Origin of the sequence: Limosilactobacillus reuteri subsp. porcinus (assembly GCF_036621895.1) — a bacterium.
Lineage (GTDB): Bacteria > Bacillota > Bacilli > Lactobacillales > Lactobacillaceae > Limosilactobacillus > Limosilactobacillus reuteri_J.
Window position 1 is genome coordinate 1 of the sequence record NZ_LN887382.1, and the last position, 23,175, is coordinate 23,175.

Genomic DNA, 23,175 nt, shown 5'->3' on the forward strand with positions numbered 1-23,175 from the left:
ATGAAAACTTGACAGATACCCACTTCGACAAGTGGGGGATGAATCGCCCTCTGATATGATATAATTCAACTAATTAAACTGGTTCTAATACATCGAAAATAAAGCTGTTAACATTGCTTCACCATGAGGACACTGAGCAATTTCGTATAGAGTAACTTCGAGTTTGTGCTGAGACAACGCCACGAGTTGCAATCAGGCTAAAAATAGCTGGCGAAAACCAAGCCAGTATGTATTTTGAACACGTACTTAGGCGGTAGTCCGATGAAACTACTAGGCCCGGGACGGGCCTTGGTCAATAGTCGTAACCTCTGCTCGAAAGTTCACTTAGAACCGGTAGAGTAAGTATGCGATGTTCCCAGAATCTCCCACTTCAAGCGTCAAGCCGTAGGCTTAGCTAAGTGGGAGTAGTTCAATAAAAATGACTACCGAATAACGATAGCCACATTTTCTGCCGGATAGAAGTATTCTGTATATTTTCTGTACCAAGACTTAAATTTCACAAATAAAATCCTAATATAATAGGTAGAAACTAGTTGCTTGTGTACCATTTGTTCAAATCTTGTAATTCCGATAAGTTAAAAAGACTGTTATCCTCTTCTATAATAGAAGAGATAGCAGTCTTTTATTATTAACTTCCGAAAACAGTTAGAAAGAAAATGCCAACCAGCGCTCCATATTTGAGGCGCTGGCTGGCATTTTGTCGTTTGATTATGCGTTGAAACTGTCTTTTATAAACTTTGCAATTTGATCTACTGGAATTTTTTCCATATTATCATAAAGATCAATGTGCTCACAGTCTTCTACGATCAATTTTTGCTTTGGTTGGTTAGCGAGGTAATAAGCTCTCTCGGAATAAGAACGGGAGTGAGCATTGTCTCCATAAATAAATAGGATTGGTCGTGGTGAAATTTCTTTAATATAGTCTAACGCAGAAAATTCAAGCATTGCTAAATTAGAAGTGGTTGTTGCAGTTCCACGTGCATTTGGATGGAAGCCACGTTTAAGAGCGTAAAAACGAAGCCACTCATTTGTTAATTCATCATGATTTGGTAAATCGTCAATACTATCATATGGTTCTTCTGGGGAGGAAGGATGATAGTTAGGCTGCCCATTTTCAAAATCGTCCCACCGTTGCTTTGATAATTGATCTTTAAGCTGGAATAATTGTTCAGGAGCAAGATTAGCCATCTCACGAATATCTGTCATATCATACATTGAAATTGTTACAACAGATTTAATTCGTGTATCAACAGCCGCAGCGCTAAGAGCAGAGCCTGCCCCTCCACTGATACCGATAACACTTATTTGTTCGCGATTGACATGCTTTGCTTTTGTACCTAGATAATCAACTGCGGCACTAAAAGATTCCGCATATAAGTCTGGAGAAGCAACATGACGAGGTTCGCAGCTGATTCGCCCATGTATACTTGATCAAATGTAAGGGTAACAAAACCTAATTGAGCAAACGTATTTGCATAAATTGCTGCTGCCTGTTCCTTTGTGCTTCCGTAAGGTGTCCCGATTACGATGGCTGGTAACAATTTGTCTTCTTCTAGATTCTTAGGGGTGTAGATATCAGCAGCAATTGCCGTTCCATAACGATTATTGTAACGAATATGTTGCCGCTCTACATTTTCACTTAGCTTGGTGATATATCCATAAGACATTATTATACTCACTCCTTTGTCTAATTGATTAAATTATAATATCCATATTAATAGGGAGCATCTAAAATTGTAACAGTAAAGTTTTAGTGATAATTAGTAAGTGATTTACTATACAATATTAAAAGAATTAATTTTCCGGGCATTATCATTGTTATATCAGTGTTTTAAATAAAAAATAAAATTATTAATTTCGTTAAATGTGCAAATTTTCACTTTAAATTTGTCTAGGAGTTGTGGTACTATAAGCATTGTAAAAAGTAATTTGTTTATTAATAAAGGAGATCTTACCTTATGAAAGCTGCTGTTATTAATGATCCAGTAGACGGTTTTGTTACTGTTAAAGATGTTCAACTTCGGGATTTGAAGCCCGGTGAAGCTTTAGTTGACATGGAATATTGTGGTCTTTGTCACACTGATTTACACGTTGCTGCTGGGGACTTTGGTAAGAAGCCCGGTCGTATTATCGGTCACGAAGGGGTTGGTCGTGTATCTAAGGTTGCCCCTGGCGTTACTTCCTTGAAAGTTGGCGACCGTGTATCAATTGCATGGTTCTTCAAGGGCTGTGGACACTGTGAATATTGTTTAACTGGTCGTGAGACTCTTTGTCGTAACGTTCTTAATGCAGGTTACACTGCTGATGGTGCGATGGCTGAACAATGTATTGTACCAGCTGATTACGCTGTTAAGGTTCCAGAAGGTCTTGACCCTATCGAAGCTACTTCATTAACTTGTGCCGGTGTTACGATGTACAAGGCATTGAAGGTTGCTGACATCAAGCCAGGTCAATGGGTATCAATCGTTGGTGCTGGTGGTTTAGGTAACTTGGGTATCCAATTTGCTCACAACGTATTCGGTGCTCATGTTATCGCCGTTGATGGTAACCCTGATAAGCTTGAAGCTGCTAAGAAGAATGGTGCTGAAATTTTAATTAACCGTCATGACGGTGATGTTGATAAGCAAATTCAAGAAAAGGTTGGCGGTGTTCACGCTGCTGTAGTAACAGCTGTTTCTGCATCTGCATTTGATCAAGCTGTTGATTCACTTCGTCCAGATGGTAAGCTTGTTGCCGTTGCTCTTCCACAAGGTGACATGAAGCTTAACATTGCTAAGACTGTTCTTGATGGTATCATCGTTGCTGGTTCATTAGTTGGTACCCGTCAAGACTTAGCTGAATGTTTCCAGTTTGGTGCAGAAGGTAAGGTTCACCCAATCGTTAAGACTCGTAAGTTAAGCGAAATTAATGATATGATCCAAGAACTTAAGGATAACAAGGTTGTTGGTCGTAATGTTGTTGATTTTGTTCACAACGATAACGATTAATTAAAAAAGTTAGTTCATATTTAATTCTCTAAAAGGCTAGTGTTGCACTTGAATGCTTCACTAGTCTTTATTATTTCCTTAAATGTATGGGTATAGAAGTAGGCTATCGCTCTAAAAGTGTGTTAAAATAATGGTCAAGATTAGTCAAAAGAGCCGAGGTGATATAATGGAGAATAAAAGTATTTCAGATATTATCGAAGCATACTTAAAAGAAATACTTGGTGACTCAGCTCAGGTCGAAATTCGTCGTTCTGAGATTGCTAACCAGTTTGATGTAGTACCGTCACAGATTAATTATGTTATTAAGACGAGGTTTACTATTCAAAATGGTTATTTAGTAAAAAGTAAGCGTGGGGGCGGCGGGTACATTCGAATCGAGCGAGTTAATTTACTTGATGATGTAAATGTGCTAAACTCACTTATTCAAGCAATTGGCGACTCGGTTCGTGAACGTGATGCTTTTGATATCGTTCGAACGTTATATGAAGAAGACGTGATTACGAGACGTGAAGGAGACCTTATGCTTGTTGCATTATCTAAACAAGCGCTAGCAGTTAATGATAGTAAGGTTGAAGATCAACTTCGCGCCCGGATATTAGTATCATTCTTGAATCGACTTCGCTATGAAAGTTAAAAGGGGGATTGTACATGGATAATATGTTCACGCCAAGTGCAAAGCATGTTCTAGCAATTGCACAAGAACAAGCAAAATACTTTAAACACCAAGCAGTAGGGACTGAACACCTTCTGCTTGCCCTCTCAATGGATAAAGATGGGATTGCTAATAAAATATTTGAACAATTTTCTATTACAAACGATGATATTCGTGAAGAAATTGAACGCTTAATTGGCTATGGAACGATGGAAAATCTGGGAGCTTCAGATTATCTCCCATACTCACCAAAAGCAAAGCAAGTATTATCGTTAGCAGGTAAAGAAGCCCAACAAATGCATGCATTGAAGATTGGCACTGAACACTTATTATTAGCCTTAATCGCTGATGAAAGTGTCCTATCTTCACGGATTTTATATAGTCTAGATGTTGTGCCAGGACAGATGAGAAAAGTAATTTTACGGCGGTTAGGGATTGCTGATAGTCAGCAACGCAATCCTAATCGTCAATCATCTCGTCGACGGATTCAGCAAACTGGTACACCAACATTAGATAAATTAGCTCGTGATATGACAGAACTTGCTCGGAATGGTCAGCTTGATCCTGTAATCGGTCGAAATAAGGAAGTTAAACGTGTGGAGCAAATTCTTAGCCGTCGTACCAAGAACAATCCTGTGCTAATCGGCGAACCTGGTGTAGGGAAGACGGCGATTGCTGAAGGACTTGCTCAGCGGATTGTTGAGAGAAAAGTCCCAGCTGAATTGGCTAATAAACGTTTAATGATGCTAGATATGGGATCATTAGTTGCGGGTACCAAGTATCGAGGAGAATTTGAAGATCGCCTTAAGAAAGTGATTGATGAGATTCAAAACGATGGGCATGTGATTCTTTTTATTGATGAACTCCATACCTTAATTGGTGCTGGTGGTGCTGAAGGGGCAATTGATGCATCTAATATTTTGAAACCAGCCTTAGCACGAGGCGAGCTGCAAACAATTGGTGCTACTACCCTTGATGAATATCAGAAATATATAGAATCTGATGCGGCACTTGAACGACGCTTTGCTACTGTTCAAGTTGATGAGCCGACTACTGACCAAACCCTGCAAATTCTGCGAGGACTACGACCAAAGTATGAGGAGCATCACCATGCTAAGATTACTGATGAAGCGCTGGAAGAAGCAGTTAAATTGTCGGATCGTTATATTTCAGATCGTTTCTTGCCGGATAAAGCAATTGATCTTATTGATGAATCGGCAGCTATGGTTCGGATTGATGCTGAAGATAAGAAAAATCATCAGCCTTCATTAGAAAGTCAGTTAGAAGATTTGCGAACCCAAAAAGAAGAAGCGATTGATAATCAAGACTTTGATCGTGCAGCTACTCTTCGTCAACAAGAATTAGCACTCAAAGATAAGATTGATCGCAAAAAGCAACGTACTCAACAAAAGGATTCCCATAACTATAAATTGAAAGTAACTGGTGAAAACATTGCACAAGTTGTTGCTGAATGGACAGGAGTTCCTTTGACTCAATTGAAAAAGAGTGAGAGTGAACGATTGGTTAACTTGGAAAAGGTTCTGCATCAACGAGTAATTGGTCAAGATGAAGCAGTTACCGTAGTCGCTAAGGCAATTCGGCGTGCACGAAGCGGTCTTAAGGATCCTAGTCGGCCGATTGGTTCCTTTATGTTTTTAGGACCGACTGGGGTAGGAAAAACAGAGCTTGCCAAGGCATTAGCTGCTGCAATGTTTGGCTCGGAAGATAATATGATCCGGATTGATATGTCAGAATATATGGAAAAATATAGTACTAGTCGCTTGATTGGTGCTGCTCCAGGATATGTCGGTTATGACGAGGGTGGCCAATTAACTGAAAAAGTACGGCAACATCCATATTCAGTTGTTTTATTAGATGAAGCTGAAAAGGCACATCCAGATGTATTTAATTTATTACTTCAAGTTTTAGATGATGGTTACTTAACTGATGCAAAAGGTCGGCGCGTTGATTTTAGAAATACCATTATTATTATGACTTCTAACCTTGGAGCAACTCAGCTTCAGGATGAAAAAGAAGTTGGTTTTGGGGCAAAAGATATGTCACAAGACTATAATGCGATGGCGGCGGCGATTAAGCAACAAATGAGGTTATACTTCCGACCAGAATTTCTTAATCGGATTGATGAAACGATTATCTTCCATTCATTACAAAAGAAAGAACTTCATCAAATTGTTAAACTCATGGTTAATGATTTAAATAAGCGGGTAAGCGAGCAAGGGATTAACTTGAAAGTTACGCCTGCTGCAATTGATGTAATCGCAAAGCTTGGTTACAATCCAGCTTATGGAGCTCGTCCACTTCGTCGTGCTTTACAAGATCATGTTGAAGATGATTTGAGTACTGGCCTGCTTAGTGGTGAAATCAATGTTGGGGATGACGTAACAGTAGGTGCGCATCAAGGTAAAATTACTTTTAAAGTAAAGAAGCCGGATGAAGATAAAGCTGTTGAATTAAAATTGAATAAATAAAAGAAACGGTATGAAAATGCAGAGTAATTTACCGTTTTTGCATTCTAGCTTTGTTAAATTTGAAATACACAAATAAATATTTCACATTTTATATCGCTTAAAATCACCTATAATTGCCACCGTTGTTCTCTGATGATAATAGAAAAAGGAGCTGCCAAATTGCATTCATTTATCACATTTGATGATTATTTTTCTAAAACAGTTGTCAAAAGATAAGTTATAGTCTTATAATGTGTTTATCAGATAATTAATGATAAAAAATAGGGGATGAACAATAAATGAAGCGAGCGGAACAATTAGAAAAGACAAGACAAGCAATCTTAAAAACCGCTACAAAATTATTTTTACAAAAGGGATTTGGTGAAACTTCAACACGGGGTATTGCCAAACAGATCGGAATTACTCAACCGGCTTTATACCACCACTTCAGCGATAAAGAGGTTTTATATCTGGATGTAATGACAAATTTATGTGGAAAAGTTCGCCAAGATATTAATAAAGTAATGCGTAAACATGATTTGTCACCGAATGAACAATTATGGCAAATCACCAAGACATTAAAAAAACATCATCCATTAAGTATTTATGACCAATACAATCAAGCAATGCGCCTATTATCGAAAAGTGCACAGCAAAAGCTTAATATGATTTTTACAATGGATTATCTAGAACCGATTGCAGCATTCTTCCGTCAACCAGATGTAGGGTTACGGCCTGATATTCTTCCTAAAGAAGCTGCTGAATTATTTATTGCCGGATTAACTCCAATTTTTGGTACTTCTCAATTAATTGGTGGCCATTCAATTACACCAGAACAACGTGACCAATTAATCCTAGACTGCATTATTAACGGTTTATCAAATTGGGGCGGAAAAAATTAAAAAATATAAAAATAATTGTTGACAAAATTTAATAGAACTTGTATACTTTAATAGTATGTAATTGTGAGTTCATTTGAACCTGGTGATCTATTGTCCATCAGATTCTGCATAAAGGCCAAAGACAGTCGCTGAACTGTTTTTGGATTTTTTTTGCCCAAAAGTCGTATTTTAGGCAAATTGTAATCAAATTGTAACATTTAAATGAGCTCGCGGAATAAATTAGAGAGGTGAACAGTTTGGCTGGACATTTAGTTAAATACGGTAAACACCGTACCCGTCGTAGCTACTCGCGAATTAAAGAAGTTCTCGAATTGCCAAACCTTATTGAAATCCAAACCGATTCTTACAATTGGTTTATGGAAAAAGGTTTACGGGAAATGTTTGATGATATTATGCCAATTGATGATTTTCAAGGAAAGCTTTCTTTGGAATTCGTTGACTATCAACTTTTAGAACCTAAGTATACTGTTGACGAAGCTCGTGAACACGATGCTAATTACTCAGCACCACTTCATGTTACTTTACGGTTAACTAACCATGAAACTGGTGAAATTAAGTCTCAAGATGTATTCTTTGGTGACTTCCCACTAATGACTGACCAAGGTACATTCATTATTAATGGTGCCGAACGGGTTATTGTTTCACAATTAGTTCGTTCACCAGGGGTCTACTATAGTGAAGAAAATGATAAAAATGGTCGGCCAAACTACGGTGCTACCTTTATTCCAAACCGTGGTGCATGGTTAGAATACGAAACTGATGCTAAGAATGTTTCATATGTTCGAATCGACCGGACCCGTAAGTTGCCAATGACTGAATTAATTCGTGCATTGGGCTTTGGCTCTGACGATGAAATTATTGACATGTTCGGTGGCGATAGTGAGACATTATCATTAACCTTGGATAAAGATGTTCATAAGAACGCTGAAGATTCTCGGGTTGAAGAAGCCTTAAAGGACATTTATGAACGGCTTCGTCCTGGTGAACCAAAGACCGCTGATTCAGCACGGAGCTTATTAACAGCTCGTTTCTTTGATCCAAAACGTTATGATATGGCACCAGTTGGTCGTTACAAGACAAATAAGAAGTTAATGCTTAAGTACCGTTTACTTGGACAAACTTTAGCTGAAACTTTAGCTGATCCTGATACTGGTGAAGTATTAGCACAAAAAGGTGATACGGTAACCAAGGAATTGCTTAATAAGCTTGAACCTTACTTAGACCGTGATGACTTTAAGACTATTACTTACACTCCATCAGATGAAGCGGTTGTAACTGAACCAGTTAAGTTACAAAAGATTTTAGTATATTCTAAGACTGATCCTGATCGAGTTGTACCTATTATTGGTAACGGTCATATCCCATTAGAATACAAGCACATTGAACCAGCTGATATTCTTGCTTCCTTAAACTACTTCTTTAACTTACAAGAAGGTATTGGTAGTACAGACGATATTGACCACTTAGGTAACCGTCGTATTCGTTCAGTTGGTGAATTACTTCAAAACCAATTCCGGATTGGTCTTGCACGGATGGAACGGGTTGTTCGTGAACGGATGTCAATTCAAGATCCTGACACTGTTACCCCACAGCAATTAATCAATATTCGTCCAGTGGTTGCTTCTATTAAAGAATTCTTTGGTTCATCCCAACTTTCTCAGTTCATGGACCAAACCAACCCATTAGGTGAATTAACTCATAAGCGTCGTCTTTCAGCTCTTGGTCCTGGTGGTTTGACTCGTGACCGGGCTGGATATGAAGTGCGGGACGTTCACTATACTCACTATGGCCGGATGTGCCCTATTGAAACACCAGAAGGTCCTAACATTGGTCTTATTAACAGTCTTTCATCTTACGCACGGGTAAATAAATATGGATTCATCGAAACTCCATACCGTCGTGTTTCCTGGAAGGATCACAAAGTAACTGATAAGATTGATTACTTAACCGCTGACGAAGAAGATAACTTCATCATTGCTCAGGCTAACACGCCATTAAATGATGATGGTTCATTTGTTGACGATCAAGTAATGGCTCGTGATAAGGATGACTACATCGAAACCAGTGTTGAAAACATTGATTACATGGATGTTTCTCCTAAGCAAGTTATTTCTGTTGCCTCTGCATGTATCCCATTCCTTGAAAACGATGACTCTAACCGTGCTTTGATGGGTGCTAACATGCAACGGCAGGCTGTTCCGTTGATCAATCCTCATGCTCCATTGGTAAGTACTGGTATTGACTACAAGGCTGCCCATGACTCTGGGGTTGCAATGATTGCTAAGAAGCCAGGAACAGTTGAATATGTAGATGCTCGTGAAGTACGGGTTCGTGAAGAAGATGGAACACTTGATACTTACAAGTTAATGAAGTTCCGTCGTTCAAACGGTGGTAAGAACTACAACCAACGTCCAATTGTTAAGGTTGGTGAACATGTTGATGCTGATGACGTATTAGCTGATGGTCCATCAATGGAACAAGGTGAATTAGCTCTTGGACAAAACCCATTAATCGCCTTCATGACTTGGCAAGGATACAACTTCGAAGATGCCATCGCTATTAATGAACGATTAGTTAAAGACGATGTTTATACTTCTATCCACATCGAATCATACGAATCTGAAGCACGTGAAACCAAGCTTGGACCTGAAGAAATGACGCGGGAAATTCCAAACGTTGGTGACGATGCTTTGAAAGATCTTGATGAAAACGGGATCGTTCGTGTCGGTGCCGAAGTTCATGATGGAGATATTTTAGTAGGTAAGGTTACTCCAAAGGGAATGACTGAATTATCTGCCGAAGAACGCCTTCTTCACGCTATCTTTGGTGAAAAGTCACGTGAAGTTCGTGATACTTCATTACGTGTTCCTCACGGTGGTGGCGGAATCATCCAAGATGTTAAAGTCTTTACTCGTGAAAATGGAGATGAATTATCACCAGGTGTAAATACAATGGTTCGTGTTTACATTGCACAAAAGCGGAAGATCCAGGTTGGGGATAAGATGTCTGGACGTCATGGTAACAAGGGTACTGTTTCTATCGTTGTACCAGAAGAAGATATGCCATACATGCCAGATGGAACTCCGATTGATATTATGCTTAGTCCAATGGGTGTGCCAAGTCGTATGAACATTGGTCAGCTTCTTGAATTGCACCTAGGAATGGCTGCTCGTCGTCTTGGAATTCATATGGCTACTCCAGTATTCGATGGTGCATCTGATAAAGATGTTTGGGATGCTGTTCGTGAATCTGGATTCCCAGAAGACGGTAAGACAATTCTTTATGACGGTCGTACCGGTGAACCATTTGAAAACCGGATTGCTGTTGGTTCAATGCACTATCTTAAGTTAGCTCACATGGTTGATGATAAGATTCACGCTCGTTCAACTGGTCCTTACTCACTTGTTACTCAACAGCCATTAGGTGGTAAGGCACAATTTGGTGGACAGCGTTTCGGTGAAATGGAAGTTTGGGCTCTTGAAGCTTATGGTGCTGCCTACACTCTTCAAGAAATCCTTACTTACAAGTCAGATGATACTGTTGGTCGTGTTCGGACTTATGATGCAATCATCAATGGTCAACCAATTCCTAAGCCAGGTGTTCCAGAATCATTCCGTGTTCTTGTTAAGGAATTACAAGCATTAGGTCTTGATATGAAGGTTCTTGATGGTAACAACAAGGAAATTCAGTTAAAGAACATGGACGAAGATGATGATGAAGTTGTAAATGTTGATGCATTAGCTAAATATGCAGAAGAACATAAAACAGACGATAAGAAGAATGAAGAAGAAAACAAGTCTGAAGCAACTTCAACAACTACCGATGACAAAACTAATCAAAATTAATATTTAGGTTGCTACGGTTTACTGAAAGAAGGAGGAACATCCTTTGATTGATGTCAATAAATTTGAAAGTATGCAGATCGGTCTGGCATCTCCAGATAAGATCCGTAGTTGGTCATATGGGGAAGTTAAAAAGCCCGAGACTATTAACTACCGGACATTAAAGCCAGAAAAGCAAGGTCTGTTTGACGAACGAATCTTTGGCCCAACCAAGGATTACGAATGTGCGTGTGGAAAGTACAAGCGTATCCGTTACAAAGGTCGTGTTTGTGACCGTTGTGGTGTTGAGGTTACTAGTGCAAAAGTTCGTCGTGAACGGATGGGGCACATTGAATTAGCTGCTCCTGTATCTCACATTTGGTACTTTAAAGGAATTCCAAGTCGAATGGGACTTGTATTAGATATGAGCCCACGTTCACTTGAAGAAGTTATTTACTTTGCTTCATATGTTGTTCTTGACCCAGGTGATACTCCACTTGAAAAGAAACAACTTTTAACTGAAGCTGAATATCGTGATAAAAAAGCAGAATATGGTGACCGTTTCAAAGCTGAAATGGGAGCTGCTGCTATTCAAAAACTTTTAGCTGATGTTGACTTAGAAAAGGAAGCTGCTGAATTAAAAGAAGAATTGAAAGAAGCTACTGGTCAAAAACGGACTCGCGCTATTCGTCGTCTTGATATTCTTGAAGCTTTCATTAAGTCAGGAAACAAGCCTGAATGGATGGTTATGGATGTAATTCCAGTTATGCCACCTGACTTGCGGCCAATGGTTCAACTTGAAGGGGGACGTTTTGCTACCTCCGATTTGAACGATTTATATCGGCGGGTTATTAACCGTAATAACCGGTTAAAGCGACTTCTTAAATTACAAGCACCTGGAATTATTGTTCAAAATGAAAAACGGATGCTACAAGAAGCTGTTGATGCATTAATTGATAACGGGCGCCGTGGACGTCCAGTAGCTGGACCAGGTAATCGTCCATTGAAGTCACTTTCTCACTTACTTAAGGGTAAGCAAGGACGTTTCCGTCAAAACTTACTTGGTAAGCGTGTTGACTACTCTGGTCGTTCTGTTATTGATGTTGGTCCATCATTGAAGTTGAACCAAATGGGATTACCAGTTCCAATGGCACTTGAATTATTTAAGCCATTTATTATGCATGAATTGGTAAAGCGTGGTCTTTCTGCTAACGTTAAAGCTGCTAAGCGTAAGATTGATCGCAGTGATGATGATGTCTTTGATGTATTGGAAGATGTTATTAAGGAACACCCAGTTCTATTGAACCGGGCGCCTACTCTTCACCGGTTAGGTATCCAAGCTTTCGAACCAATCTTGGTTTCCGGTAAGTCAATGCGTCTTCACCCATTAGTATGTTCAGCATATAACGCTGACTTTGATGGGGATCAGATGGCTATTCACGTTCCATTATCTGATGAAGCTCAAGCGGAAGCCCGTTTGTTAATGCTTGCTGCTCACCATATTCTTAGTCCTCGTGACGGAGAACCTATTGTTTCACCATCACAGGATATGGTTATTGGTAACTACTACATGACTACTGAAGATAAGGGTCGTGAAGGTGAAGGAATGATCTTCAAGGATACTGATGAAGCTGAACTTGCTTACCGCAATGACTATGTTTCATTACAAACCCGTGTTGGAGTTCAAGTATCTGCATTCCCTGAAAAGCCATTTACTGATGAACAACGAGGCAAGATCATGGTGACAACTGTTGGTAAGCTTCTTTTCAACCGAATTATGCCAAAAGATTTTGCTTACATTAACGAACCAACAGATGCAAATATTCAAAATGGTGTTGATGATCGTTTCTTCCTTGAACCTGGTCAAGATATTCATGAATACCTTGAAAATGCACCATTAGTTCCACCATTTAAGAAGGGCTTCTTATCTGACTTGATCGCTGAAGTATACAAGCGTTACAAAGTTACGAAGACTTCTCAATTCTTGGACCGTATTAAGGACCTAGGTTACTACGAATCAACTATTTCTGGTTTAACGACTGCTATGTCTGATATTCATGATTTACCAGAAAAACCAGAAATTCTTGATAAGGCACAAAAGCAAGTTGCTTTAATTACTAAGCAATTCCGTCGTGGTTTAATTACAGACGATGAACGTTATGAACGAGTAATCGGTGCATGGAACGATGCTAAGGATGAAGTTCAAAACAAGTTAATTGAACACATGGATATCCATAACCCAATTAACATGATGTCCGACTCTGGTGCGCGGGGTAACATTTCAAACTTTACTCAGTTAGCCGGAATGCGTGGATTGATGGCATCACCAAACGGTAAGATTATGGAATTGCCTGTTAAGTCAAACTTCTATGAAGGACTTTCAGTGTTGGAAATGTTTATTTCATCACACGGTGCTCGTAAAGGTATGACTGATACAGCCTTGAAGACTGCCAACTCAGGTTACTTAACTCGTCGTCTGGTTGATGTTGCGCAGGATGTGGTTGTTCGTGAAAAAGACTGTGGTACTGATCGTGGACTTGAAGTTACTGCTATTACAAACGGTAACGAAATGATTGAACCACTTTATGATCGAATCATGGGCCGTTACACAATGAAGTCTGTCTTTGATCCTAAGACTGGTGAAAAGATTGTTGGTAAGAATGTCCTTATCGATGAAGAAATGGCTCAAAAGATTGTCGATGCAGGCGTAAAGAAGGTAACTATTCGTTCAGCATTTACTTGCAACACTGAACATGGTGTATGTGAACGTTGTTATGGACGAAATGCAGCTACTGGTGACCGTGTAGAAGCTGGTGAAGCTGTCGGAACTGTTGCCGCTCAATCAATTGGTGAACCAGGTACTCAGTTAACTCTTCGTAACTTCCACACTGGTGGGGTTGCTGGTAACGATGATATTACTCAAGGTCTTCCACGTATCCAAGAAATTGTTGAAGCACGTAATCCTAAAGGTCGTGCAACAATTACAGAGGTTACTGGTGAAGTTGTGTCTATCGAAGAAAATCCTGCTGAACGGACGAAGGATATTACGATTAAGGGTGAGACTGATACCCGAACTTACACCCTTCCAATTACAGCACGGATGAAAGTTGCTGAAGGTGATTTCATTCACCGTGGGGCACCACTAAATGAAGGTTCGATTGATCCTAAGGAATTAATCCAAGTTCGTGATGTTCTTTCTACTGAAACTTACCTCTTATCGCAAGTTCAAGGTGTTTACCGGATGCAGGGTATTGACTTGTTAGATAAGCACGTTGAAATTATGATTCGTCAAATGATGCGGAAAGTTCGTGTCATGGATCCAGGTGATACCGATCTTCTACCGGGTCAATTAATGGATATCAGTCAGTTCCGTGACGCCAACAAGGATACCTTAGTTGCTGGAAATATTCCTGCAACAGCTCGTCCTGTTATTCTTGGTATTACTAAGGCTGCCTTAGAGACAAACAGTTTCTTGTCAGCTGCTTCATTCCAAGAAACTACACGTGTATTAACTGATGCTGCTATTCGTGGTAAGAACGATCCATTAGTTGGATTGAAAGAAAATGTTATTATTGGTAAGATTATTCCTGCAGGTACTGGTATGAGTGCTTACCGGAACATCAAGCCAAAAGAAGTTAGTGTAGCTGCTTACTCAATTAAAGATATTGAGGCTAAGTTAAAAGAAGAAGATAAGCAAAACTAATTTATAAAAAAGGCAATGGTTAACCTGTGAGGGGGCCATTGCCTTTTTAGTTTAAAATGAGGTGATTACTTGGCAAAAAAATATCAGATAGAAATTCCTGACTCAGCATTTAAAAAGACAGATTTTTCTACGAATGAAGAACTTTCTCTTAGTGTTAATCATAAGCAAATAAACATTCGTCCAATAAATGTGAGTGATCAACTACCTAAAATTAGTATTTTCTGGTATGTGATTCCTTCAATTATTTTAGCTGCAATATTTTTAGCTTTTTTTAGTGCTAGAAAAATTAACACAGTCCCGATAACAGGTGATGATTATTCCATTGCCAATGGTGCTTTAATCTTAGGAGTATGTAGTGGAATTCTATCGTTTTTGATAACATTTATTATTACTAAAATTCTCGGAAAAGGACCTAGCAAGGACTTTCATTGGCGGAGTTTGCCAACAATTACGATTGCATGTGGACTAATCATTGCATTCTCACTATCGGCAATTTTCTGGCTATTTGGCCAGATGTTTAAGGATGCACGGTTTGATATTTATACAGCAACTGCTTTTGTATTTGTAATTATTGCGGCAATAAATTATATTATGATTAACTTGGCTTTAACATTATCATCGGGAGTTATCACCAATTTATTAACAATAATGATCATTGGTGGAATGCTTTTTTCAATGCTGACGAATTCTAAACGAGATTGGTGGCGTTATAATTTTAGTTTTTTAGGAACGGCAAAAAATTCCACCAGTTTGCAATTTAATATAACTTTGATTTTTACTGGATTACTAATGATTGCTTTAGTTGATTACTTGTTTGTAAATATTCAACGTCGGTATCACGGTTATAAAATTCAAGTATTGCGGTGGCTATTAATTATGCTGGCTATCTGTATTGCTTCTATTGGCCTTTTTCCCAATAATCCAGAATTTCACGTTTTACATGACCGAATTTCAATGTGGCTTGTTTATATTATGCTAATTCTGATTGTAGTTATTAGGTGGGTTCTACCCGAAGTCACTAAACAATTTTTGGTGATTTCTTATACGATTGGAGCCGCAATGAGTATCGAATATATTGTTTTTAAGTTAACTGATTATCTTTCTTTAACTGCATTCGAATTATTTGAATTTGGCTTAGCTTTTTCTTGGTTGCTTTTATTACTACAAAATATTGAAAACCTCGCTCAATTTGGGCAAAACTTATTTGTAGTAAAACTCAAACCAGTAAAAGATGATACTAATTAAATATTGTAAAAGACTAGGTTATCCTGGTCTTTTATTTTTAACAGCCTTGTATAAAAAGACACAGAATAGTAACAAGGGATAGGGCGGGGATAAATGGTAGTTTCTTTTTTCTTGTAAATACAAAGATAAATAGCATGATTAAAGAGCTCCATTGGATAATTAAAAGCGTTTGATACCATCCCCATATCAGACATGTTACAAACAAAAATTCAATATCACCAATTCCTAGTGTCTTAGTAAAAGTAGCAAATAATAGTAAACTAACTACTAGAATACAGGCAAAAATCAAGTTATAAAAATAATTTTGTGGAATGGATAGTAAGGAAATAGGAAATAGTCCCAATAGGGAATAGGAATAGATTACATGACTAAAAAAATCAGTAGAAGTTAAGAAGATTAAGCTAGTGAGAAAGAGAAGAATGATTAAGTCATGAATAGGTTCATAGCTGATGAAAGTGATAAAAGCAATCCCAGATAAGAATTCAATTATAGGCAGATATAAACTAATCTTTTGCTTACAATAAAAGCATTGACCGCGAAGGATAATAAAACTAAAAATAGGGATGAGATGCCACCATCGCAAAATAGAATGGCAATTGTCACAATATGACCGCTGAGGAATGATTAAAGAGCAATTATTGCCTAGACGATAGCAACAAGAAGTAATAAATGAAGCGACAGAAGCACCAAATAAAAATAATAAAACTAACATGAAAAACCTCCCAATAAATAAATACGTAATTTTTAATGAAATTCACTTTTAAATTAACGATTTAAAAGAAATCGATAAGGATACGTTGACATTCATTTGTAAGCATGATAACCTATCTAAGGTGCTTTTTTAGCAACGGAGTGTCTGTCGTTGGGCAGATGCGTCAACGAAGGCACAAAAATTGTATAAATACATACAGGACTTTTTTTATCCATAAAAAAGAACCGCCTGGATGTGTGGACTTAAATTAAGGAAGGGGAAAAAATAATGCCAACCATTAACCAATTGGTACGTAAAGGCCGTAAGAGCCACAAGGGCAAGTCAAAGTCACCAGCTCTTGGTTATGTTTACAACACTTTCAAGAAAGAAGAAATTAAGACTCCATCACCACAAAAGCGTGGAGTTGCTACTCGTGTGGGTACTATGACTCCTAAGAAGCCTAACTCAGCTTTACGGAAGTACGCCCGTGTACGTCTTTCAAACTTAATCGAAGTTACTGCTTACATTCCTGGTATTGGACACAACCTCCAAGAACACTCAGTTGTTTTAATTCGTGGTGGTCGTGTTAAGGATTTACCTGGGGTTCGTTACCACATCATCCGTGGTACTCTTGATACTGCTGGTGTTGAAGGCCGTATGCAATCACGTTCTAAGTACGGTGCTAAGAAGCCTAAGGATAAGAAGTAATTTTAAGGAGGAGTTAAGTAATGCCACGTAAAGGACATGTACAAAAGCGTGAAATTTTACCAGATCCAATGTACAACTCAAAGTTGGTTACTAGCTTAATTGATCACTTAATGATTGATGGTAAGCGTGGAACTGCTACTAAGATTTTATACGCTGCTTTTGATGAAATTAAGAACGAAACTGGTAATGATCCAGTTGAAGTATTCCAACAAGCAATGGAAAATGTTATGCCTGTCTTGGAAGTTAAGGCTCGTCGTGTTGGTGGTTCTAACTACCAAGTTCCGATTGAAGTTCGTCCAGACCGTCGTACTACATTAGGTCTTCGTTGGATTGTTCAATACGCACGTTTGCGCGGTGAACATACAATGGTTGAACGTCTTGCACGTGAAATCATCGATGCTTCAAACAATACTGGTGCTTCAGTTAAAAAGCGTGAAGATACGCACCGTATGGCAGAAGCCAACCGTGCATTCGCACACTACCGCTGGTAATAATCACTGTCATTTGATTCTGGTTATTTAACTAGTTTCAGTGAAGGGGTGACGTTCAAACATCGATTACGTCACCCCTTTTTGAAAATAATGGTAAAATAAGTATAACCATATTTCGGAAGGAGATACTCTTTTAAGATGGCTAATAAACGTGAATACCCACTTGCTAAAACTCGTAACATCGGTATCATGGCACACATCGATGCTGGTAAGACGACTGCAACTGAGCGGATTCTTTACTATACTGGTAAGATCCACAAGATTGGTGAAACCCATGATGGTGCTTCACAAATGGACTGGATGGATGAAGAAAAGGAACGTGGTATCACTATTACTTCTGCAGCTACAACTGCTGTTTGGAATGACCACCGTATCAACATTATTGATACTCCAGGACACGTGGACTTCACTGTCGAAGTTGAACGTTCACTCCGGGTTCTTGATGGTGCCGTAACCGTTCTTGATGCGCAAGCTGGTGTTGAACCACAAACTGAAACTGTTTGGCGTCAAGCTGACGATTTCAATGTTCCTCGGATTGTTTTTGCTAACAAGATGGACAAGGTTGGGGCTAACTTTGATTATTCTGTTCAAACTATTAAAGACCGTTTGAACGTTACTCCTCTTCCTATTCAAATGCCAATTGGTGCTGAAGATGACTTTATCGGTTTAGTTGACCTTGTTAAGATGGTTGCCTATGTTTATGATGAAGACAAGCTTGGTACTAACTGGGATACTGTTGAGATTCCTGATAATATGAAGGAAGAAGCTCAAAAGCGTCATGACGAAATGGTTGAAACATTAGCTGATATTGACGATAACTTAATGGAAAAGTACCTTGAAGGTGAAGAAATTTCTGTTGATGAAATCAAAGCAGCTATTCGTAAAGGTACTTTGGAAGAAAAGATCTTCCCTGTATTAGCTGGTTCAGCTTACAAGGATAAAGGTATCCAAATGATGCTTGATGCTGTTATCGATTACTTGCCATCACCACTTGATGTTAAGCCTTTCGTTGCACATGATGCTGAAGGAAATGAAGTTGAATTAACTGCTGGAGACAACAAGCCTTTCGCAGCCTTGGCATTTAAGATTGCTACTGACCCATTTGTTGGTCGTTTAACATTCTTACGTGTCTACACTGGTTCACTTCAATCAGGTTCATACGTTCTTAATGCCACTAAGGGCAAGCGTGAACGTGTTGGTCGTTTACTTCAAATGCACTCTAACCAACAACAAGAAATTCCAGAAGTGTTCTCTGGTGATATCGCTGCCGCTATCGGTTTAAAGAATACTACTACTGGTGATTCTTTAACTGATCCTGATAATCCACTTCAACTTGAATCAATGGACTTCCCAGAACCAGTTATTCAAGTTTCTGTTGAACCTAAGTCTAAGGCTGACCAAGACAAGATGGACAAGGGACTTCAAAAGCTTGCTGAAGAAGATCCAACCTTCAAAGCTGAAACTAACCCTGAAACTGGTGAAACATTAATCTCTGGTATGGGTGAATTACACTTAGACATCATTGTTGAACGTCTTCGTCGGGAATTCCATGCTGAGGTTACTGTTGGTAAGCCACAAGTTTCCTACCGTGAAGCATTTACCAAGCAAGCAAGTGCTCAAGGTAAGTTCGTTCGTCAATCTGGTGGTAAAGGTCAATATGGTGACGTATGGATCGAATTTACACCACTTAAAGAAGGGGAAGGATTCGAATTTGAAGATGCCATTGTTGGTGGTGTTGTTCCTCGTGAATTTATCCCTGCTGTTGAACAAGGATTAAAGGAAGCTATGCAAAATGGTGTTCTTGCAGGTTACCCACTTGTTGACATGCATGCTAAACTTTATGATGGTAGTTACCACGAAGTCGACTCTAGTGAAGCCGCCTTTAAGGTTGCTGCATCATTAGCACTTAAGAATGCTGCTAAGAAAGCAGATCCTGTTATCCTTGAACCAATTATGAAGGTTGACATTGTTGTACCACAAGACAACATGGGTGATGTTATGGGTCAAGTAACAGCTCGTCGTGGTACCATTGATGGTATGGAAGAACGTGGTAATGCTCAATTAATCCACTCATTTGTTCCACTTTCTGAAATGTTTGGATACGCTACTGCATTGCGTTCAGCAACACAAGGTCGTGGTACCTTCACTATGACTTTCGATCACTACTCAGCTGTTCCTAAGTCTGTTCAAGAAGATATTATTAAGAAAAACGGTGGCAATAACTAATTATTGACATTGTGATCTCAAATCCATCAAAGAGCTACAGTTTGATTACTGTAGTTCTTTTTTTGTTTGGTAATAAAAATTCAAAAAGCATTTTAATGAGTTTTGTCAAAACGAATAAATTACTTTTTAGTACATTAGAAAAATTAATGGTATTTTAGTATCGCTAATTTTTAACTAACTTAGGAAGTAAATTTTACAAAAATATTTCAATTGAAAATATTCGAAAATTTCCCTTGATCTAATTACGTTTCTTTAGTATTATGGATAGGTGCTTGAGCTTTGGAGGTAGATTTGCCTTACCCCCTATTAAGTGAAAGCTGCGAAGCGTTGATGCGGAAGGTTGCGACACACCCGGCCGCTTTGCCACAGGATGTGGCGGTAATTTCCGCGGAGCTAGTCAAATTTCAAATCTGACGAAGGAGGGAACATAATGGCAAAACAAAAGATTCGTATTCGGTTAAAGGCTTATGAACACCGTATTTTAGATCAATCTGCTGATAAGATTGTTGAAACCGCTAAGCGGACAGGTGCTCAAATTTCAGGTCCTATTCCGTTACCAACTGAACGGACTATCTATACTGTTATCCGTTCACCACACAAATTTAAGAAGTCACGGGAGCAATTCGAAATGCGCACACACAAGCGTTTAATCGATATTGTTGACCCAACACCTAAGACCGTTGATTCATTAATGAAGCTCGATCTTCCTAGTGGTGTTGATATTGAAATTAAGCTTTAATTGTTAGAATAAGAATAATACATAAAACATAAAATTGGAGGTGTACTCATGACCAAAGGAATCTTAGGTAAAAAGGTTGGAATGACTCAAGTATTCACTGACAATGGTGAATTAGTTCCAGTTACTGTTATCGATGTTACACCAAACGTTGTAATGCAAATTAAGACCGTTGAAAACGACGGTTACAGTGCTGTACAACTTGGTTTTGATGACAAGCGGGAAGTTTTGAGCAACAAGCCTGAACAAGGTCATGCAGCAAAAGCAAACACGACCCCTAAGCGCTTCATCGGTGAAATCCGCGACGCTGAATTAGGGGACATTAAAGTCGGAGACGAAGTTAAGGCTGACGTTTTCGCAGAAGGTGAAACTGTCGACGTTACGGGTACTACCAAGGGTCATGGTTACCAAGGTAACATCCATAAGGATAACCAATCTCGTGGACCTATGGCACACGGTTCTCGTTACCACCGTCGTCCTGGTTCATTGGGTGCCATTATCAACCGGGTTTTCAAAGGTATGAAGCTCCCTGGTCGTATGGGTGGCAAGACTGTTACCATGCAACACTTACAAGTTGTTAAGGTTGATCTTGACAACAACGTATTACTCATCAAGGGTAATGTTCCTGGTGCAAACAAGTCTTACGTAACTATTAAGAACTCAGTTAAGGCTAATACTAAGAAGAGTCTTAGCAAACAACACAATAAATAAGAAGAAAGGAGGAAGTAAATAATGACTAGCGTTAATTTGTATAAACAAGATGGTAGCCAAAACGGTACTGTTGAATTAAACGATGCAGTATTTGGTGTTGAACCAAATGAAAATGTTGTATTTGATGCAATTTTGCGTCAACGTGCTTCATTACGTCAAGGTACACATGCTGTAAAGAATCGTTCTGCAGTTAGCGGTGGTGGTAAGAAGCCATGGCGTCAAAAGGGTACTGGTCGTGCTCGTCAAGGTTCTATCCGTTCTCCACAATTCCGTGGTGGTGGTATTGTTTTTGGACCTACTCCACGTTCATATAAGTACAGCCTTCCTCGTAAGGTTCGTCAACTTGCAATCAAGTCTGCCCTTTCCCAAAAGGTTCTTGATAACAGCTTTGTAGTAGTTGATGCATTAAACTTTGATGCACCAAAGACAAAGGAATTCGCTGATGTTATGGGTAACTTAAACGTTGCTGAAAAGACATTAGTTGTTGTTACTGATGACGACAAGAATGCTGCTTTATCAGCACGTAACTTAGCTAATGCTACAGTTGTTACTCCAGCAGGTGTTAACATCTTGAACGTTGTTGATAACCAAAAGATTGTTATCACTAAGTCAGCTCTTTCTCAAGTAGAGGAGGTGCTCGCATAATGGAAGCACGCGACATTATTTTACGTCCAGTAGTTACTGAAGCTTCAATGGCTGGCATGGACAACAAGCGTTACACTTTTGATGTTGATTTACGAGCAACTAAGACACAAGTTAAAAATGCTGTTGAAGAAATTTTTGGCGTTAAAGTTGTAAAAGTTAACATTATGAATGTAAAAGGTAAGTTAAAACGCCAAGGTCGTTACGAAGGATACACTAAGCGTCGTCGTAAGGCTATTGTTACTTTATCTGCCGACTCAAATGAAATTAAGTTGTTTAACGACAACAACGAAAACTAATCATTAAAAAAAGGAGGAAAAAACAGTGGGAATTCGTAAATATAAAGCAACCACTAACGGTCGCCGTAATATGAACGGTTACGACTTCGCTGAAATCACGAAGACAACACCTGAAAAGTCATTATTGGCTCCGTTAAAGCACACTGCTGGTCGTAACAGCTATGGTCACATTACTGTTCGTCACCGTGGTGGTGGTACAAAGCGTCAATACCGTATTATTGACTTTAAGCGAATTAAAGATGATGTTCCAGCAACTGTTAAGGCAATTGAATACGATCCAAATCGTACTGCAAATATTGCTTTACTTGTTTACGCTGATGGTACTAAATCATACATCATCGCACCTAAGGGCTTGAAGGTTGGCATGACCGTTCAATCTGGTCCTGATGCTGATATCAAGGTTGGTAATGCTCTTCCTTTAAAGAACATTCCAGTTGGTACTGTTATTCACAATATTGAATTAAAACCAGGTAAAGGTGGTCAACTTGCTCGTTCAGCTGGTGCCTCAGCTCAATTACTTGGTAAGGAAGAAAAATACGTATTAGTACGTCTTTCTTCTGGTGAAGTTCGTATGGTCCTTGCTACTTGCCGTGCTACTATCGGTACTGTTGGTAATGATGAACACGCCTTGATTATTAAAGGTAAGGCTGGTCGTACTCGTTATGCTGGTCAACGTCCACACGTTCGTGGTTCTGTTATGAACCCTAACGATCACCCACATGGTGGTGGTGAAGGTAAGCAACCAGTTGGTTTACCATCTCCTCTTTCTCCATGGGGTAAGAAGACTGTTGGTAAGAAGACCCGTTCACACAAAGCTCGTTCAAACAAGTTCATTGTTCGTGGTCGGAAGCGCGGTCCACATACTCGTTAATATTTATATACGTTCTAATACC

At 39.0% G+C, this 23,175-nt stretch carries 18 protein-coding genes; 15 read left to right on the top strand and 3 right to left on the bottom strand.

Annotation, left to right across the window (positions count from 1 at the left end; genetic code table 11):
- Positions 1–708: 708 nt before the first annotated feature.
- Positions 709–1,206, bottom strand: coding sequence for an alpha/beta hydrolase (locus tag AACL61_RS09890; RefSeq protein ID WP_423245875.1), 498 nt, complete (start codon positions 1,204–1,206; stop codon positions 709–711).
- Between the two features lie 131 nt (positions 1,207–1,337).
- Positions 1,338–1,667, bottom strand: a complete 330-nt coding sequence (locus AACL61_RS09895; RefSeq protein WP_231125319.1) for an alpha/beta hydrolase — start codon at positions 1,665–1,667, stop codon at positions 1,338–1,340.
- Positions 1,668–1,958: 291 nt separating this feature from the next.
- On the opposite strand from AACL61_RS09895, the gene adhP reads away from it, so the two are divergent.
- The 7 genes from adhP to AACL61_RS03880 all read left to right on the top strand — a co-directional run bounded on the left by adhP (position 1,959) and on the right by AACL61_RS03880 (position 15,778).
- Positions 1,959–2,987: an alcohol dehydrogenase AdhP gene (gene adhP, locus AACL61_RS03850; RefSeq protein WP_102815786.1), complete on the top strand. Its 1,029-nt coding sequence runs from the start codon at positions 1,959–1,961 to the stop codon at positions 2,985–2,987.
- A 166-nt stretch (positions 2,988–3,153) separates the two neighbouring features.
- Positions 3,154–3,621: a CtsR family transcriptional regulator gene (locus AACL61_RS03855; RefSeq protein WP_003664589.1), complete on the top strand. Its 468-nt coding sequence runs from the start codon at positions 3,154–3,156 to the stop codon at positions 3,619–3,621.
- Between the two features lie 14 nt (positions 3,622–3,635).
- The gene (locus AACL61_RS03860; RefSeq protein ID WP_102815787.1) at positions 3,636–6,128 is read left to right on the top strand and encodes an ATP-dependent Clp protease ATP-binding subunit; all 2,493 of its coding nucleotides are present in this window, start codon (positions 3,636–3,638) and stop codon (positions 6,126–6,128) included.
- 278 nt (positions 6,129–6,406) lie between these two features.
- The gene (locus AACL61_RS03865) at positions 6,407–7,009 is read left to right on the top strand and encodes a TetR/AcrR family transcriptional regulator (RefSeq protein WP_102815788.1); all 603 of its coding nucleotides are present in this window, start codon (positions 6,407–6,409) and stop codon (positions 7,007–7,009) included.
- Positions 7,010–7,236: 227 nt separating this feature from the next.
- Entirely contained in the window at positions 7,237–10,854 is a 3,618-nt protein-coding gene (gene rpoB, locus AACL61_RS03870; protein WP_102815789.1) for a DNA-directed RNA polymerase subunit beta, read from the top strand.
- Positions 10,855–10,897: 43 nt separating this feature from the next.
- The gene (gene rpoC / locus AACL61_RS03875) at positions 10,898–14,533 is read left to right on the top strand and encodes a DNA-directed RNA polymerase subunit beta' (protein WP_003672258.1); all 3,636 of its coding nucleotides are present in this window, start codon (positions 10,898–10,900) and stop codon (positions 14,531–14,533) included.
- 69 nt (positions 14,534–14,602) lie between these two features.
- Positions 14,603–15,778 (top strand): DUF998 domain-containing protein, encoded by a 1,176-nt coding sequence (locus AACL61_RS03880; protein WP_035157164.1) that lies wholly within the window; start codon positions 14,603–14,605, stop codon positions 15,776–15,778.
- 37 nt (positions 15,779–15,815) lie between these two features.
- Here the strand turns inward: AACL61_RS03880 and AACL61_RS03885 are convergent, their stop codons facing one another.
- Complete coding sequence (locus tag AACL61_RS03885; RefSeq protein ID WP_102815791.1) at positions 15,816–16,490, bottom strand: prepilin peptidase; 675 nt, start codon at positions 16,488–16,490, stop codon at positions 15,816–15,818.
- 267 nt (positions 16,491–16,757) lie between these two features.
- On the opposite strand from AACL61_RS03885, the gene rpsL reads away from it, so the two are divergent.
- From rpsL to rplB, 8 genes are all read left to right on the top strand, one after another.
- A complete protein-coding gene (gene rpsL, locus AACL61_RS03890) occupies positions 16,758–17,177 on the top strand; it encodes a 30S ribosomal protein S12 (RefSeq protein ID WP_003664576.1) in 420 nt (139 codons plus the stop codon).
- Positions 17,178–17,197: 20 nt separating this feature from the next.
- Entirely contained in the window at positions 17,198–17,668 is a 471-nt protein-coding gene (gene rpsG, locus AACL61_RS03895) for a 30S ribosomal protein S7 (RefSeq protein ID WP_003668788.1), read from the top strand.
- Positions 17,669–17,806: 138 nt separating this feature from the next.
- Positions 17,807–19,894: an elongation factor G gene (gene fusA / locus AACL61_RS03900; protein ID WP_102815792.1), complete on the top strand. Its 2,088-nt coding sequence runs from the start codon at positions 17,807–17,809 to the stop codon at positions 19,892–19,894.
- A gap of 430 nt (positions 19,895–20,324) precedes the next feature.
- The gene (gene rpsJ / locus AACL61_RS03905) at positions 20,325–20,633 is read left to right on the top strand and encodes a 30S ribosomal protein S10 (RefSeq protein WP_003664569.1); all 309 of its coding nucleotides are present in this window, start codon (positions 20,325–20,327) and stop codon (positions 20,631–20,633) included.
- 48 nt (positions 20,634–20,681) lie between these two features.
- The gene (rplC, locus tag AACL61_RS03910) at positions 20,682–21,341 is read left to right on the top strand and encodes a 50S ribosomal protein L3 (protein ID WP_003664567.1); all 660 of its coding nucleotides are present in this window, start codon (positions 20,682–20,684) and stop codon (positions 21,339–21,341) included.
- A 21-nt stretch (positions 21,342–21,362) separates the two neighbouring features.
- Entirely contained in the window at positions 21,363–21,986 is a 624-nt protein-coding gene (gene rplD / locus AACL61_RS03915) for a 50S ribosomal protein L4 (RefSeq protein WP_003664566.1), read from the top strand.
- Complete coding sequence (gene rplW / locus AACL61_RS03920) at positions 21,986–22,282, top strand: 50S ribosomal protein L23 (protein WP_003664564.1); 297 nt, start codon at positions 21,986–21,988, stop codon at positions 22,280–22,282. The genes rplD and rplW overlap by 1 nt, the downstream gene beginning before the upstream one ends.
- A gap of 25 nt (positions 22,283–22,307) precedes the next feature.
- Entirely contained in the window at positions 22,308–23,153 is an 846-nt protein-coding gene (rplB, locus tag AACL61_RS03925; protein WP_003664563.1) for a 50S ribosomal protein L2, read from the top strand.
- The last annotated feature ends 22 nt before the right edge of the window (positions 23,154–23,175 follow it).

Excerpts from the sequence above, each read along its gene's own strand:
- rpsG (WP_003668788.1), top strand. The coding sequence starts at position 17,198 with ATGCCACGTAAAGGACATGTACAAAAGCGTGAAATTTTACCAGATCCA.
- adhP (WP_102815786.1), top strand. The coding sequence starts at position 1,959 with ATGAAAGCTGCTGTTATTAATGATCCAGTAGACGGTTTTGTTACTGTT.
- rpsL (WP_003664576.1), top strand. The coding sequence starts at position 16,758 with ATGCCAACCATTAACCAATTGGTACGTAAAGGCCGTAAGAGCCACAAG.
- rpsJ (WP_003664569.1), top strand. The coding sequence starts at position 20,325 with ATGGCAAAACAAAAGATTCGTATTCGGTTAAAGGCTTATGAACACCGT.
- AACL61_RS03855 (WP_003664589.1), top strand. The coding sequence starts at position 3,154 with ATGGAGAATAAAAGTATTTCAGATATTATCGAAGCATACTTAAAAGAA.
- AACL61_RS03860 (WP_102815787.1), top strand. The coding sequence starts at position 3,636 with ATGGATAATATGTTCACGCCAAGTGCAAAGCATGTTCTAGCAATTGCA.
- AACL61_RS03865 (WP_102815788.1), top strand. The coding sequence starts at position 6,407 with ATGAAGCGAGCGGAACAATTAGAAAAGACAAGACAAGCAATCTTAAAA.
- rplC (WP_003664567.1), top strand. The coding sequence starts at position 20,682 with ATGACCAAAGGAATCTTAGGTAAAAAGGTTGGAATGACTCAAGTATTC.
- AACL61_RS09890 (WP_423245875.1), bottom strand. The coding sequence starts at position 1,206 with ATGACAGATATTCGTGAGATGGCTAATCTTGCTCCTGAACAATTATTC.
- rplW (WP_003664564.1), top strand. The coding sequence starts at position 21,986 with ATGGAAGCACGCGACATTATTTTACGTCCAGTAGTTACTGAAGCTTCA.
- rplD (WP_003664566.1), top strand. The coding sequence starts at position 21,363 with ATGACTAGCGTTAATTTGTATAAACAAGATGGTAGCCAAAACGGTACT.
- AACL61_RS03885 (WP_102815791.1), bottom strand. The coding sequence starts at position 16,490 with ATGTTAGTTTTATTATTTTTATTTGGTGCTTCTGTCGCTTCATTTATT.
- AACL61_RS09895 (WP_231125319.1), bottom strand. The coding sequence starts at position 1,667 with ATGTCTTATGGATATATCACCAAGCTAAGTGAAAATGTAGAGCGGCAA.
- fusA (WP_102815792.1), top strand. The coding sequence starts at position 17,807 with ATGGCTAATAAACGTGAATACCCACTTGCTAAAACTCGTAACATCGGT.